General features: G+C 66.2%; 12 protein-coding genes. 10 read left to right on the forward strand and 2 right to left on the reverse strand.

The genetic code is table 11. The features are described 5' to 3' along the window. Window positions 1-30: 30 nt before the first annotated feature. The 6 genes from G3M57_RS25005 (at window position 31) to G3M57_RS25030 (ending at window position 7,578) form a co-directional block, all read left to right on the forward strand. Window positions 31-879: an ABC transporter permease gene (locus G3M57_RS25005; RefSeq protein WP_163233442.1), complete on the forward strand. Its 849-nt coding sequence runs from the start codon at window positions 31-33 to the stop codon at window positions 877-879. Then, the gene (locus tag G3M57_RS25010) at window positions 863-2,152 is read left to right on the forward strand and encodes an ABC transporter ATP-binding protein (protein ID WP_163233443.1); all 1,290 of its coding nucleotides are present in this window, start codon (window positions 863-865) and stop codon (window positions 2,150-2,152) included. The genes G3M57_RS25005 and G3M57_RS25010 overlap by 17 nt, the downstream gene beginning before the upstream one ends. After that, window positions 2,149-3,144, forward strand: coding sequence for a glycosyltransferase family 2 protein (locus tag G3M57_RS25015; protein ID WP_163233444.1), 996 nt, complete (start codon window positions 2,149-2,151; stop codon window positions 3,142-3,144). Before G3M57_RS25010 ends, G3M57_RS25015 begins: the two co-directional genes overlap by 4 nt. Continuing rightward, on the forward strand, window positions 3,141-4,187 hold the full coding sequence (locus G3M57_RS25020; RefSeq protein WP_163233445.1) for a glycosyltransferase family 8 protein: 1,047 nt from the start codon (window positions 3,141-3,143) through the stop codon (window positions 4,185-4,187). The genes G3M57_RS25015 and G3M57_RS25020 overlap by 4 nt, the downstream gene beginning before the upstream one ends. Before the next feature lie 129 nt (window positions 4,188-4,316). Continuing rightward, window positions 4,317-6,317 (forward strand): hypothetical protein, encoded by a 2,001-nt coding sequence (locus tag G3M57_RS25025; protein WP_163233446.1) that lies wholly within the window; start codon window positions 4,317-4,319, stop codon window positions 6,315-6,317. Window positions 6,318-6,324: 7 nt separating this feature from the next. Next, window positions 6,325-7,578, forward strand: coding sequence for a glycosyltransferase family 4 protein (locus tag G3M57_RS25030; RefSeq protein WP_056756194.1), 1,254 nt, complete (start codon window positions 6,325-6,327; stop codon window positions 7,576-7,578). Window positions 7,579-7,600: 22 nt separating this feature from the next. On the opposite strand, the gene G3M57_RS25035 is transcribed toward G3M57_RS25030, so the two are convergent. Beyond that, window positions 7,601-7,873 carry a hypothetical protein gene (locus G3M57_RS25035; RefSeq protein WP_163233447.1) on the reverse strand — a complete coding sequence of 91 codons (273 nt, stop codon included), beginning with the start codon at window positions 7,871-7,873 and terminating at the stop codon, window positions 7,601-7,603. Window positions 7,874-8,064: 191 nt separating this feature from the next. On the opposite strand from G3M57_RS25035, the gene G3M57_RS25040 reads away from it, so the two are divergent. The 3 genes from G3M57_RS25040 (at window position 8,065) to G3M57_RS25050 (ending at window position 11,249) form a co-directional block, all read left to right on the forward strand. Further along, a complete protein-coding gene (locus G3M57_RS25040; RefSeq protein ID WP_163233448.1) occupies window positions 8,065-9,384 on the forward strand; it encodes a putative O-glycosylation ligase, exosortase A system-associated in 1,320 nt (439 codons plus the stop codon). 118 nt (window positions 9,385-9,502) lie between these two features. Further along, on the forward strand, window positions 9,503-10,483 hold the full coding sequence (gene galE / locus G3M57_RS25045) for a UDP-glucose 4-epimerase GalE (RefSeq protein WP_163233449.1): 981 nt from the start codon (window positions 9,503-9,505) through the stop codon (window positions 10,481-10,483). Between the two features lie 499 nt (window positions 10,484-10,982). After that, window positions 10,983-11,249, forward strand: a complete 267-nt coding sequence (locus tag G3M57_RS25050; protein ID WP_163233450.1) for a cupin domain-containing protein — start codon at window positions 10,983-10,985, stop codon at window positions 11,247-11,249. A 47-nt stretch (window positions 11,250-11,296) separates the two neighbouring features. On the opposite strand, the gene G3M57_RS25055 is transcribed toward G3M57_RS25050, so the two are convergent. Beyond that, the gene (locus tag G3M57_RS25055; RefSeq protein WP_056756210.1) at window positions 11,297-12,082 is read right to left on the reverse strand and encodes a Crp/Fnr family transcriptional regulator; all 786 of its coding nucleotides are present in this window, start codon (window positions 12,080-12,082) and stop codon (window positions 11,297-11,299) included. A gap of 335 nt (window positions 12,083-12,417) precedes the next feature. Between G3M57_RS25055 and G3M57_RS25060 the strand changes: the two genes are divergently transcribed. Next, on the forward strand, window positions 12,418-12,714 hold the full coding sequence (locus tag G3M57_RS25060; RefSeq protein ID WP_163233451.1) for a hypothetical protein: 297 nt from the start codon (window positions 12,418-12,420) through the stop codon (window positions 12,712-12,714). The last annotated feature ends 122 nt before the right edge of the window (window positions 12,715-12,836 follow it).

Below are 12,836 nucleotides of genomic sequence, written 5' to 3' on the forward strand. Positions count from 1 at the left end.
GTGCGCGCTTCCCGTCGACTGGACCTTCCGATGACCGCCGCGACCTTGCCCAAGCCCGATCACCGGTCCATCGACATCCGCCCGGGCAGAGCCCTGGGCAAGCTGGAGCTGGGGGAGCTCTGGCGGTACCGCGAGCTGCTCTATTTCCTCATCCTGAGAGAACTCAAGATCCGGTACCGGCAAGCGGCGATCGGCGCCGCATGGGCATTGATCCAGCCCATCATGACCGTGGCGATCTTCAGCGTGGTGTTCGGCCATTTCGCGAAGATGCCGTCGGGCGGCGTGCCCTATCCGATTTTCGCCTTCACCGCCGTCCTGCCCTGGATGTACTTCGCCGAGGCCGTTCGCCGTGGTTCGACCGGTCTGGTCGCCGATTCCGATTTGATCCGCAAGATCTACTTCCCCCGGTTGCTTGTTCCGCTCGCCATGGTGGCCGCGCCGCTGATCGATTTCGCCGCGGGATTTGTTGTGCTCCTGGTGATACTTGCCTTCTACCAAGTGCCAATCACCCTATACATTCTTCTCTTGCCATTATTTCTTCTGGTGGCCCTCAGCCTCTCGCTGTCCGTGGCGCTTTGGCTTGGACCTTTGAGCGTTCGGTTTCGCGATGTCATGCATGCGCTGCCGTTCGCCATCCAGGTCTGGATGTATGCGTCGCCCATTGCCTATCCGATGGCCATCGTTCCCGAGCGCTGGCGGCTTCTCTACAGCCTCAACCCGATGGTCGGGGTGATCGAAGGCTTCCGCTGGGTGCTCCTGCGTGACGGCCACCCGGATTTCAGAGCGATCGCCATCAGCTGCGTGATCATCTCGGCCTGCCTGGTGGGCGGCTTGGTCTACTTCAAGAAGATGGAGCGCTCCTTTGCGGACGTCATCTGATCCGGCGGATTCGATCGCCATCGAGGCGCGGGGACTTGGCAAGAAATATCGGCTCCAGGGTCGCGGCCGGCGGCACGACACGGTTCGTGACATCCTGGCCTCCGCCTTCACCGCCGCGCTCAAGGGCGGGCGTGAGCCCAACCGCCCCGCCGAGAGCTTCTGGGCGCTGAAGGACGTCTCGTTCCAGATCCGGCACGGCGAGAATGTCGGCGTTCTCGGCCTCAACGGCGCGGGCAAGAGCACCTTGCTGAAGGTGCTTTCGAGGGTGACGGCCCCGACCACGGGACAGGCCCGCATCCATGGCCGCCTGGGGTCGCTGCTCGAGGTCGGCACGGGCTTTCATGGCGAGCTGACCGGGCGCGAGAACATTTTTCTCTACGGCGCGATCCTCGGCATGAAGAAATCCGAGACGGAGCGGAAGTTCGAGGAGATCGTCGCCTTCGCCGAACTCGACGAGTTCATCAACATGCCGGTGAAACGCTATTCGAGCGGCATGTACGTTCGCCTGGCGTTCGCCGTCGCCGCCCACCTGGAACCGGACATTCTGCTACTGGACGAGGTCCTGTCGGTCGGAGACCTGCCCTTCCAGCGAAAGTGCATGGAGTTCGCGCGGAACCTGCAGAAGCGGCGCGCGACGATCATTCTGGTGTCCCACAACATGTTCAGTATCAAGAACATGTGCGACCGGGTCATCTACCTTCGTGGCGGGCGCGTTCAATTCGACGGTCCGACGGAAAAAGGCGTCGAACTCTACGAGGCCGATTGCCGGCTCAGCGCGGTGCCCTGGGCGAGCCACGAGGCCGCCGACTGGCCGATCGCCATCACCGATGTCAGGGTGATGGACGAGGCCCATGCGCCAAGGGCCATATTCGATCACGGCGAAAGAATGCGGGTGCGGGTCGACTACACCACGACCCGGTTCGTGGACGCCCCTAATTTCGTGATTTCGATCATGCGGTCGGACGGCGTCGCCTGCTGCTGCTACAGCACCGAGCTGGACGGGATTGTCGTCACCCCCTCGTCGGGGCGTGGCGCGATCGAGTTGCTCACGCCGCCGCTCGCCCTGATCTCCGAGCACTACAGGATCGAGATCCTCGTGCGCGAAAAGGGCTTCCAGAAGCTGATCTGCGCCCAGGGCGGTGGCTCCTTCCACGTAAGGCACCCGATGCTGGACACGCACTTTGGCGTGTTCCACGAGCCTGGAGCGTGGGAACAGGAAGACGGCCGGCGGCCGGCGACCCTCCGGACCATCGCCATGGGGGCGGGGTCGTGAAACCGGCCGGCGTCGACGTCATCGTTCCCTGCTACAACTATGGCCGTTACCTGCGGCGGTGCGTGGCGAGCGTTCTGCGGGAAACGCGAATTCCGATCCGCGTTCTGATCATCGACGACGCCTCGAGCGACGGTTCGGCGGCGCAGGCCCGCGAGATCGCCGCGGAGGATGACCGGGTCGAGGTCATCGCCCATCGCGTGAACCAGGGCCACATAGCCACTTTCAACGAAGGCCTCGGCTGGGTGCGGGCGGACTATCTGCTGCTCCTCTCAGCCGACGACTTGGTCGCGCCCGGGGCGCTGGCGCGGGCGGTCGGGCTGATGGAAAGCCATCCGGACGTCGCCTTCGTGCACGGCCGCGCCATCCGATTCTCGCAAGAGGATGAACTCGATCCGTTCCCCGAAAGCGTTGACGCCGACGGCGGGGCGATCCTCAGGGGCGTCGACTTCATCGGCGACCTATGCGCCCGCCCGATCAACCTGGTCGAGACCGCCACCGTGGTCGTGCGCAGCAGCATCCAGAAGCGGATCGGCGGCTACCGCCCCCATTTGTTGCATTCGGGCGATCTCGAGATGTGGTTGCGCTGCGCCGCCCACGGAAGCGTCGGCGTGATCGGCGCGGTCCAGGGCTATGTCCGCCTGCACGCCAACAATATGCGCGACAGGTACAAGGGCCCGGCGGATTACCAGCAGCGATACGAGGCCTTCGTTGATTTCTTCGACCACAACTCGGCGGTGGTCGCCAATGCCCCGCAACTGAAACGTCAGGCCCTGAGGGCGCTTGCCCGTCAACTGGTGGGCGACGCTTCGAACGCCCTCGACAATGGGCGGCGCCACGCGTGGATGACCGCGCGGGCGCGGGAGATCTGGCCTGGGGTTCGCTGGACGAGATCCTATTGGAGGCTGGCCCTCAAGGGGATCGTCGCGCCCCTTCTGGCGCGCGGGTGGTGGAAGGGGGCGCCGAAGCCCGCGGATACGGGGCCAACGCCGTGAACGCCGCTCCGAACGAGACGTCCCCGCCGCTCGCGGGGCGCACGCCCGGCGAACAGGCCCGGGCGGCGGACAGGACGATCACGGTCCTGTTCTGCTGCGACCCCGGTTACTACCAGCACCTGGCCGTCGCCCTGGTTTCATTGCTGCTGAACAACGCGAGCAACTTCCTGGACGTACACCTGATATCGAGCCGCCGGGACTCTGCCCTGGAGTCGAAACTGACCGGCTCATTAGGTGGACACGACAACTTTCGACTTCGGGTCCACTACTGGAATAACGATCAACGTCTATACACGTCGCATCACATAACGATGGAAACCTATACGAGGCTGTTTGCGGCAACCATACTGGACGACGCCATAGACAAGATCCTTTATCTGGACTCGGACCTGATCGTCGTGGACGACCTGATGAGCTTATGGCGAACGGACATTCGGGATTACGTCCTGGCCGCCGTTCCAGATCCCTTCGGCCTGTGGCGCCGGGAGACTCTGGGCATGCCCCGCGAGGGTCCCTACGTGAACGCCGGCGTCCTCCTGCTGAACCTGGCCCGGTGGCGCTCCGAGGATCTGACAAGGCGGCTCGCCGATTTCATCGCGCGAGAAGGCGATAATCTCGTCTTCCATGATCAGGACGCGATCAACGCGATCCTGCATGCCGCGACCAAGGTCCTGCCTTACCGCTGGAACCTCCAGGCCAGGATGCTTCGCCCCCGCCGGCTGACGTCGCTCGCCGATCATGCCGCGATCCAGCGGGCCGCGCAGTCGCCGGCGATCATTCACTACACGTCGGCGCGGAAGCCCTGGCTGTTCGTGGCGGCGACGCCGGGGAAGCAGCTTTACCGCCACTATCTTCGCCTCACCGCGTGGCGCACGGCCAGGCCGATCGGCAGGAGCTGGTCGCGTCTGCCGGAATACCTGGCCAATCACGCCCTGGACCTTCTCGGATCCGACTATACGTGGGAGCGGGTTTTGCGAAGCACCACCGTCGGCCGCATCATCGACAGGTCCGCCCGCCTGCTCGCGACGGGCCGAGCTCACTAGAGCCCCAACCTGTCAAATGACCCGGCCGCCGCGGCCGCCGGGCGCCACGCTGGCCTGAGCGCCCCCGCCTGGGCGTAGCGCCGCCAAGCCTGTTGTCGCGCTGGCGTTGTCGGGAGCGTCGGATCAGACATGCGTTGGGTTTTGCTCGTCATCCTTCTGTTGGGGTTCGCGCCCTGCGCGCCCGCCGCGGCCCAGCCGTTCAAGGGCGAAGCCGCGAGATTTCGCATCACGAACGACGCCGACAGCGCCACCACCAGGCGGATCGTCTCTTTCGGCCAAGTCTTCCGGCGCGGCCAGGTGAGAGCGAGTTCGCGCCTGACGGTCAAGCTGGGAGGCGCGATCGCGCGGTCGCAGATGGACGCCAAGGCCTTGTACCCCGACGGCTCCGTGCGCCACGCGATCATCACCATCCAGGCGCCGGGCATGGCGGGAGGCGGGACGCTCGACGGCGTCATCGCAACAGCGGCCGACGGCCTGTCGCCGGCGGTGGCGGCCCCTCCGCGGCCAGTGCCGAACGTCCAGCTGGCGTTGACCTTCCATCCTCGCCCCGATCGGGTCGAGACCTTCAACATCGATCTGCGGAACCTCGCACAAGCCGCTGGCGGCGGTGGCGCGAGGCCTTGGCTCAACGGTCCGCTGGTGCTGGAAAGACGCTACGCCTCCGAGCGCATGCACGGCGTCCAGGTGGTGTTCGACGTGTGGACCCCGGCGGTGGGCGCGCCCCGCGTGGATGTGATCTTCCACAACGACATCGCGCAGAACCCGGACATTTCGACCCAGGTCTATGATGCGAGGCTGAGTATTGATGGGACGCTGGCCTACCGGGTCCAGGGCGTCGCGCACTATCCCTATGCGACCTGGCACAAGGTGATCTGCGCCGACAAAGCGCCGCCGCCGCGGGTCACGCTGGACCTCGAACTGCTGATCGCCACCGGCGCCGTGCCGCGCTATGCCCGTTTCCAACCGGATCGGAGCGCCACCGACGCCGTTCACAAGTTGGCGACCCGCAACGATCGGCCGCTCGGGTCGGCGAGCGTCACGCCCTACATGCCCGCCACCGGAGGACGTTCGGACATCGGGCCGCTGCCCGCCTGGGCGGTGTTCTACCTCCTCGATCCGTCGCGGGAGAACCAGGAAACGCTTCTGGCCAACGCCGACGCGGCGGGATCCATCCCCTGGCATGCCCGCGACGTGCGCACCGGCGGCCCGATTGACATCGACCAGCACCCCCTGGTCTGGCTGGACAGGCGCGGCGTCGCGGCGCCGGGCGTGCTGGGCCGGCGGTACGAGATCCGCGACACGCGCTGGCAGCCCGACGACGCCCATCAACCGTCGCTCACCTACCTGCCCTATCTGCTCACGGGCTCGCAGTACTATCGCGATGAACTCGCGATGCAGGCGGGCTTCGACCTTCTGTCGATGAATCCGGAGTATCGCGGCCAGGCGGCGGGCATCCTGCTGGGGTCCCAGGTCCGCGCCGTCGCCTGGTCCCTGCGAACGCTGGCCAACGCGGCCTACATCCTGCCCAGCGACAGCCCCTTGCCGCACTATTTCGAAGCCAAGCTCAAAGGCAATCTGGACGAGATCGTGCGCCGGTACGTGAAGGGCGACGAACTGGCCGCCGCCGGCGACCTGCGCGGCTACCTGCCGGGCCCCTACGCCCAGGAAGGCGCCACGCCGCCGTGGCAGAGCGACTACCTGGTGATGGTGCTCGGCTGGATTGACAGCATGGGCTACCCGCAGGCGCGCACGATCATGGCCTGGATGACCAATTTCGTGGCTGGCCGCTTCACCAACGACAAGCGTGGGTACGACCCGATCTACGGCACCCCGTATTTTCTGTTCGTGGCCGACCCGAAGTCGACGCGCCTGTTCTCGACCTGGCCCGAGGCCTTCAAAGCCACGTTCGATCCGGTGCGCCAGCCCGTGACCACACTCGACTATCCAGATTGGGCAGGAGGCTACGCCGCGCTCGCGCGGGCCTCGCTCGCCTCGATCATCAACGCCACCGGGTCCGCCCAGGCCCGGCAAGCCTACGGCTTCGTGAGGGCCCAGACCCCGCTGATGGACGCCAGCTATCCCAAAGAGCCCGCCTTCGCGATCGTTCTCGCCACCCCTGTCCAGGACTAGGCCCAGCATGGACCAGCGCCCGCTCCGCATCCTCTACCACCACCGGATCGCCGCGTCGGACGGCATGCGGGTCCACATCACCGAGGTCGTCGCCGCCCTCAGAAGCCAGGGACACCTGGTGTGCGTCGTGGGGCCCACCTCGGCCGATGAGGCCCAGACGGCGGGCGCCAGCAGCCAGCTCGAACGCGCCACGGACCTGTTGCGCCGGCGGCTTCCGCCCGCGGTGTTCGAGCTTCTGGAGCTGGCCTACAACATCCCGGCCTATCTGAGGCTGCGAAGCCATGCGCGCGCGTTCAGGCCGGACGTGCTCTACGAACGCTACAACCTCTTCCTGCTGGCCGGCCTTCTGCTGCGCAGGCGTCATCGCCTGCCGATGCTGCTGGAGGTGAACTCCCCCCTGGCGGCGGAGCGCGGTTCCTTTGGCAAGCTGCAATTGACGTCCGTCGCGCGCGCCTGCGAGACGGCGCTCTGGCGAGGGGCGGACGCGGTTCTGCCGGTGACCGAAGTGCTGGCCGCCGAGGTGCGGCGCGCCCGCGTCGGACCGGAGGGGGTGCACGTGATCGCCAACGGCGCGGATCCGCGGCGGTTTCCGGCGGCCGGCGCCAGCGCGCGCCTGCGTCGGGACCTCGGCTTGCCGACCGCCGCCGTGGTGCTGGGCTTTGTCGGTTTCGTCCGCGACTGGCATGGCGTGGGCTGGGCCGTGGAGGCGTTGCCGCGGCTTCCGCCGGAGGTTCACCTGCTGATCGTCGGGGACGGCCCCAGCTTGCCGCACCTGCAGGCGCGGGCCGAGGCGCTGGGCGTGAGCGCGCGCCTGCACTGTGTGGGCCGCGTGCCGCACCCGCGGGTGGCCGCCTACACGCAGGCCTTCGACATTGCGTTGCAGACCGCTTCGACCCCTTACGCATCACCGTTGAAGCTCTTCGAATACATGGCCCTGGGCCGCGCCATCATCGCGCCCGACCAGCCGAACATCCGCGAGGTGTTGGCCGACGGCCGCAACGCCTTGCTGTTCACGGTGGGTTGCCAGGCGTCCTTCGCCGCGGCCCTGCTGCGGTTGTGCGGAGACATCGCGCTTCGCCGCGAACTCGGCGCCGAAGCGCGGCGCACGGTCGAGCAGACGCCCTACACCTGGGCGCACAACGCCGGCCGCATCGCGGCGCTGGCGCGCGCCGCTCGGACGACGAGAGCATTTTCAAGCGAAGTGGGCTCCGGTTCGCGCAAAGAAAATGCGCAAAAACAAAAACCTAGAGCTCCGGCCTGACGCAGTCAGGACGGAAGATGCTCTAGAACGGGCGTCCCGGCCGGCGTTGGGCGGCCTTCCATCTCGGCTCCGCACGGCTGACATCGAGCGCCTCCGACGCCGGCGGATCGACGGACGCGCCGCGATGGGGAGAGGCCTTCCACTTCGGAGCGGCGTCCACCGGAGCGCGCCTGCCCGACTTCATGCCGAGCAGCCCCGCGTCGGCGGCGCCCTCGCCCGCGTCCGCCCGCTGGTAGACCCACCACGCCACCGCCAGCAAGGCGATGATTTCCAAAGCGAACAGAATGCCGGTCATGTCGGGTCTCCTGGGCCTATTGCCCGACAATGCGCCCATGCCCGCACGCGCAAATGACATTCACGCCCCGGCAATCGGGGCGGCGGCGTCCACATCCGGGTGGCCGGCGCGGGAAAGCGGACCGAGGACCATCATTTGCCGCAGAGCGGCAGCGTGCCCCAGCGCACCTTGTGGCCCATGCGAGGCCCTCCATGCGCGATCTGATCCTCCTGGCCGCTCTGATCGGCATCATACCGATGATCCTGCGCGCCCCCATCGTGGGCCTCGTGGCCTGGCTCTGGATCGCGATGATGAACCCCCAGCGCGAAGTCTACGGCTTCCTCATGGGCTTCCCGCTCAACTTCCCGATCGCCGTGCTGACAGGCCTGGCGTGGATCATTTCCAAGGAGCGCAAGCTGGTTCCGCTGAACCCGTTCACGGTGTTCATCGGCCTCTTCGCGCTGTGGGCCTGCCTGGCCACCTACCTCGCCCTGGATCGAACATACTCGCTGACGATCTGGAGCCGCGCGATCAAGACGATCGTCCTGGTCCTGGCGGTCGCGACGCTGGCCAACACCAAGGCGCGCATCCAGGCGGTGCTTTGGATCTGCGTGGCTTCGCTTGGCTACTACGCCGTCAAGGGTGGCGGCCATATGCTGCTGACCGGTGGGGGGCAGCGCGTCTACGGCCCCGATGACACGATGATCGCGGACAACAATTCGCTCGCCCTGGCCCTGGTCATCGCGCTGCCGCTGATGAACTACTTACAGGCGACAAGCCGCAGCCCCCTGGCCCGCCTGACGGGCCTGACCGTCCTGGGCTTCTCCCTCCTGACGATCATCGGCACCTATTCCCGCGGCGCCTTGCTGGCGCTGGGCGCGGCGGCCGTGGCCTATGCCTTGAGAACCCGGGCCGCGGCCAAGTTCGTGGTGGTGGGGGTGGTGATGGCGGCGGCGCTGCCAAGCGTCGTGCCGTCGAGCTGGTTCGAGCGGATGTCCACGATCCAGACCTACAGCGAAGACGCCTCGTTCGAGGGCCGGGTCGCGGCCTGGGTCACCAGCGTCAACATCGCGACCGCGCGTCCGCTCACCGGCGGCGGGTTTTCCGCCGTCGAGCTCGATCCGGTCGCGCGGCAATTCCAGTCGCCGGGCAGCCTGAGGGCTGGCCGGGCGGCGCACAGCATCTACTTCCAGGTGCTGGGCGACACGGGGTTCGTGGGCCTGGCCCTCTACCTGCTGATGATCGCGGCCGCCGCTCTCAACACGATCCTCGTGCTCGCGGCGACGCGCGACCGTCCAGACCTTGGCTGGGCCAACCTGCTGGCGCGGATGCTTCAGGTGAGCATCGTGGCCATGCTGGTCGGGGGCGCGGCGCTCTCGATGGCCTATTACGACGGCTTCCTCGTGCTGCTGGCGATCACGGCCTCGCTGCACCGGGTCGTGCGCGGGTCCGCGCCTCAGGCCGCCACGGCCGTCGCCACCCCGTGGAAGCGATCCACGGCGGCGCTAGCGCTTCGCGCAGAGCAGAAATAGAGCCATAGAAAATATCCTTTGAGTGAAGGTTATCGGTAAATACATCTAGAATTTCCCTTACAAATCCAAGGGTGTGAGCGTCACATCGCACTCATTTCTGATTTCAAAAGGTGAAATCATGACGGTGCTCATCACGGGTGGCGCTGGATATATTGGCAGCCACATGGCCCTGGCGCTACTGGAGCGGGGCGAAGATGTTTGTGTGCTCGATAATATTTCGACTGGAATTAGGTCTCTGGTTCCCGACGCCGCGCATTTCTTCCAGGGCGACATCGCCAACCAAGAGCTGGTCCAGTGGATTCTCGCCGACCACGACATAGACACGGTCCTGCACTTCGCGGGTTCGACCGTCGTCCCCGACTCTGTCGAAAATCCGCTGCTGTACTATGAGAACAACACGTCCAAGACGCGCCACCTGCTGGAGGCCTGCGTCCGGAGCGGCGTAAAGCACTTCATCTTCTCGTCGACGGCCGCCATCTACGGCGCTTCCCACGAGGCGGTGATCGGGGAGGATGCCGCCAAGTCGCCGGCCAACCCCTACGGTCGCTCCAAGCTCATGACCGAATGGATGCTGCAGGACACCGCCCGCGCGACGGGCCTGGACTATATCGCTCTGCGCTATTTCAACGTCGCCGGCGCCGACCCGCTGGGTCGGTCGGGACAATCAACGCCCAAGGCGTCGCACCTCGTCAAACGCGCCTGCCAGGCCGCGCTTGGGCTCCTGCCCTATATCGGGATTTTCGGCGTGGACTACGAAACGCCGGACGGCACCGGCGTAAGGGACTATATTCACGTCAGCGACCTTGTCGCCGCGCACGCCCTCGCGCTTGGCCACCTGCGTTCGGGCGGCGTGTCTGGCGCCTTCAATTGCGGCTACGGGCACGGCTTCTCCGTCCGGGAGGTGATCGGGGCCGTCGAGAACGCCGCCGGCCACCGGCTGGCCGTGCGGGAGTTTCCCCGGCGGCCCGGAGATCCGCCGATCGTCGTGGCCGATCCGACGCGGCTCAAGACCCAGCTGGGGTGGATTCCGTTGCATGAGACGCTGGAGAAAATCGTCGGGGACGCGCTGGCCTGGGAGCGTCGCTTGAGCGCCGCCTGAAACAAGGCCCACGGCGTCCCTGGCGGGATCTGGTACGAAGCGTTCGCGAAATCCCGACGGCTGGCTCCGACGACGGGTCCGGCCATGGGGTGGCGCGGGGCGAGGCCGCCCGGATCGCCAAGGCGCCGACATCGACGCCGAAGCTCTCCGTATGCACGTGACGCACACCTAGGCCTGGCAGGCCCTGCCGGGCGAGGAAGGATCGTCGATGGTTTTTGAACACCCCTCGGCCGCGCTGCTATCGGGCTACGACCGGGGGGGGCTGGCGCCGGGCGCGGCGCTGGCGGTGGTCGCGCATCTGGACCTCTGCCGACAATGCCGGCTGACCCTGAGGTGGATGGCCGGTCGGCGTTCGACGGCGGCGCCTTCGCCGAATGTTCCCGACGGCGGGCTGGCGGCCGCGCGTGGCCGCCATGCGGCGCCTTCAGCGGCTGGACCGCTCCCCCGCGCCCTGAGGCGCATAGCGGTCGGACGTTGGCGTGGGGCCGGCCGGGGCGTCATGAGCGCGCCGCTCCGGGGCGTCAGCGGCCTTGGCGAGTCCGTCCATCTGCTCAGGGTCGCGCCGGGAGCGTCGTTCGCCCTGCCGGACGCGGCGGAACTCCTTCTGGTGGCGACGGGCGCCATCCGGGTCGGCCTGAGCCGCTATGCCGGCGGCGACTTCCTGGACCTGGCCGAGGCGCGCGCGTCACACGCCACGGCCGACGCCCGGACCGGCTGCCTCTGCCTCGTGGTGGGGGACGATGAACTGTATCGGACCCATCCCTGAGCGGGCCCAGCGTCCGCACGCCTCCCGCTCCCAGCCCAGGACGCGCCCTAGGCTGACAAGTTCCGCTTCGGGGCCGGGATGGCGCGACCCATGCGATCCTCGCCCGCGCACAGCGGCAACGCGTCGAACTCCAGATCGTCGGCCTCCGATCGATAGCATGACGCCGCCGCCAGCCTTGGCCGATTCCTCAGCGTCACGGATCCGGCCTTGATACAGACCCAGCCCTCCTTGCGCAGGCCCTTCAGGGTGCGGTTGATGTGCACCACGCTGAGCCCCAAAGCGTCCGCGAAGACTTCCTGGGTCAGGGGTATCTTGAACGTCTCGCCATGAACCAGGCCGACGCGGTCGAGCCGCTCATGGAGCTCGAGCAGAAGGTGGATCACCCTTTCCTTCGCCGAGAGCCGCCCCATGCGCATGAGGTGATCGTAGAGGCGCTGCTCCCTTTGAAGCGCCGCCTCCCGGCCGGCGGCGTCGACCGTCAGCTGCGACCCTCGGTTCACGACCTCGAGCCGCGTGAGCGCGACGACGCCGCAGGCGCCGACGCTTCCAGCTCCGCGCGCCTCGATGGCGTCGCCGGGGAGAAGAAACGAGAAAATCTGCCTCCGGCCGTCAGGGAGGATCCGCAACTCGCAAGCCCAGCCCGAGACGATGATCAGCTGTTTTTCAGGACCGCTGCGCTCGCCCTGCCGAACCTGCGACCCTGCGTCGTAATGCTCGACGCGGCGCCAGAATGCGCGGACACGCTCAACGTCTGAGATCTTTCCCGACCCAACATCACCCAGGGTAGATACCTGGAATGATGACTGGTTAACAAAATACGCCTCGCCTTCCATCAGCAGCCCTCACTTGTATTATTTATTATTGATTTTTACTATGTGAATATCGGTACTAATAGTGATCATTACATAAGTATTTTCTTCTCTATGGAGTTTGTATTATGTAATGATTTACCAATCTTAACAGTGAACTCGATGAGTTATTTGTCAATACATCATTCGATGGGTACAGGGGCGGCGACTCAGTGGGACTGGCGAACCTTCCATGACCGGGGAACGCCCGTGGCCGACCCACCGCCCACTGAGGTCGCATACCTTGCGGCCTAGCCATCGCCGCCCGGGGCGCGGGCAAATCGCCCGGCGAGGAGATCATGCCCGGGTGATCCCCGACCGTGCGCCCTGACGAGCAAGGCCTGAACCCGGCGCCGCTTGGCGTGCCCGACGTTCGCCCCGACGTCGCCGAACTCTACCTCCGGCAGGTCGACCGGCTGGCCGAGGCGCTGAACGATCCCGGGGACCGCGCGGAGGCGGCGACGGCGGCAGGTTCGGCATGGATCCGGAGCCGCTCAAATGGCGATCGGTGCGCCTTGGGGTATGACAAGAAGGACGGCCGCATTCTCTGGTGGCGCCGCCCCGGATCTCCAGACCCAACACCTGATGATTCGCGAACACTGTTCTCCGAAGTGTAAGAACAGTGTTCACCTTAGATCTACGAACGCTGTTCTCTGAGATGTTCGAAGAATAGGCGCGGATCCACTGCGGCATTCTGACGCGTCGCCACGTTCCAATCGCTACAGGTCTAAAAGCTCGG

Source organism: Caulobacter rhizosphaerae, from assembly GCF_010977555.1.
Taxonomy (GTDB): domain Bacteria; phylum Pseudomonadota; class Alphaproteobacteria; order Caulobacterales; family Caulobacteraceae; genus Caulobacter; species Caulobacter rhizosphaerae.

Coding starts and splice junctions, on each gene's coding strand:
- G3M57_RS25005 (WP_163233442.1), top strand. CDS start 31: ATGACCGCCGCGACCTTGCCCAAGCCCGATCACCGGTCCATCGACATC.
- G3M57_RS25025 (WP_163233446.1), top strand. CDS start 4,317: ATGCGTTGGGTTTTGCTCGTCATCCTTCTGTTGGGGTTCGCGCCCTGC.
- G3M57_RS25030 (WP_056756194.1), top strand. CDS start 6,325: ATGGACCAGCGCCCGCTCCGCATCCTCTACCACCACCGGATCGCCGCG.
- G3M57_RS25035 (WP_163233447.1), bottom strand. CDS start 7,873: ATGACCGGCATTCTGTTCGCTTTGGAAATCATCGCCTTGCTGGCGGTG.
- G3M57_RS25040 (WP_163233448.1), top strand. CDS start 8,065: ATGCGCGATCTGATCCTCCTGGCCGCTCTGATCGGCATCATACCGATG.
- galE (WP_163233449.1), top strand. CDS start 9,503: ATGACGGTGCTCATCACGGGTGGCGCTGGATATATTGGCAGCCACATG.
- G3M57_RS25050 (WP_163233450.1), top strand. CDS start 10,983: ATGAGCGCGCCGCTCCGGGGCGTCAGCGGCCTTGGCGAGTCCGTCCAT.
- G3M57_RS25055 (WP_056756210.1), bottom strand. CDS start 12,082: ATGGAAGGCGAGGCGTATTTTGTTAACCAGTCATCATTCCAGGTATCT.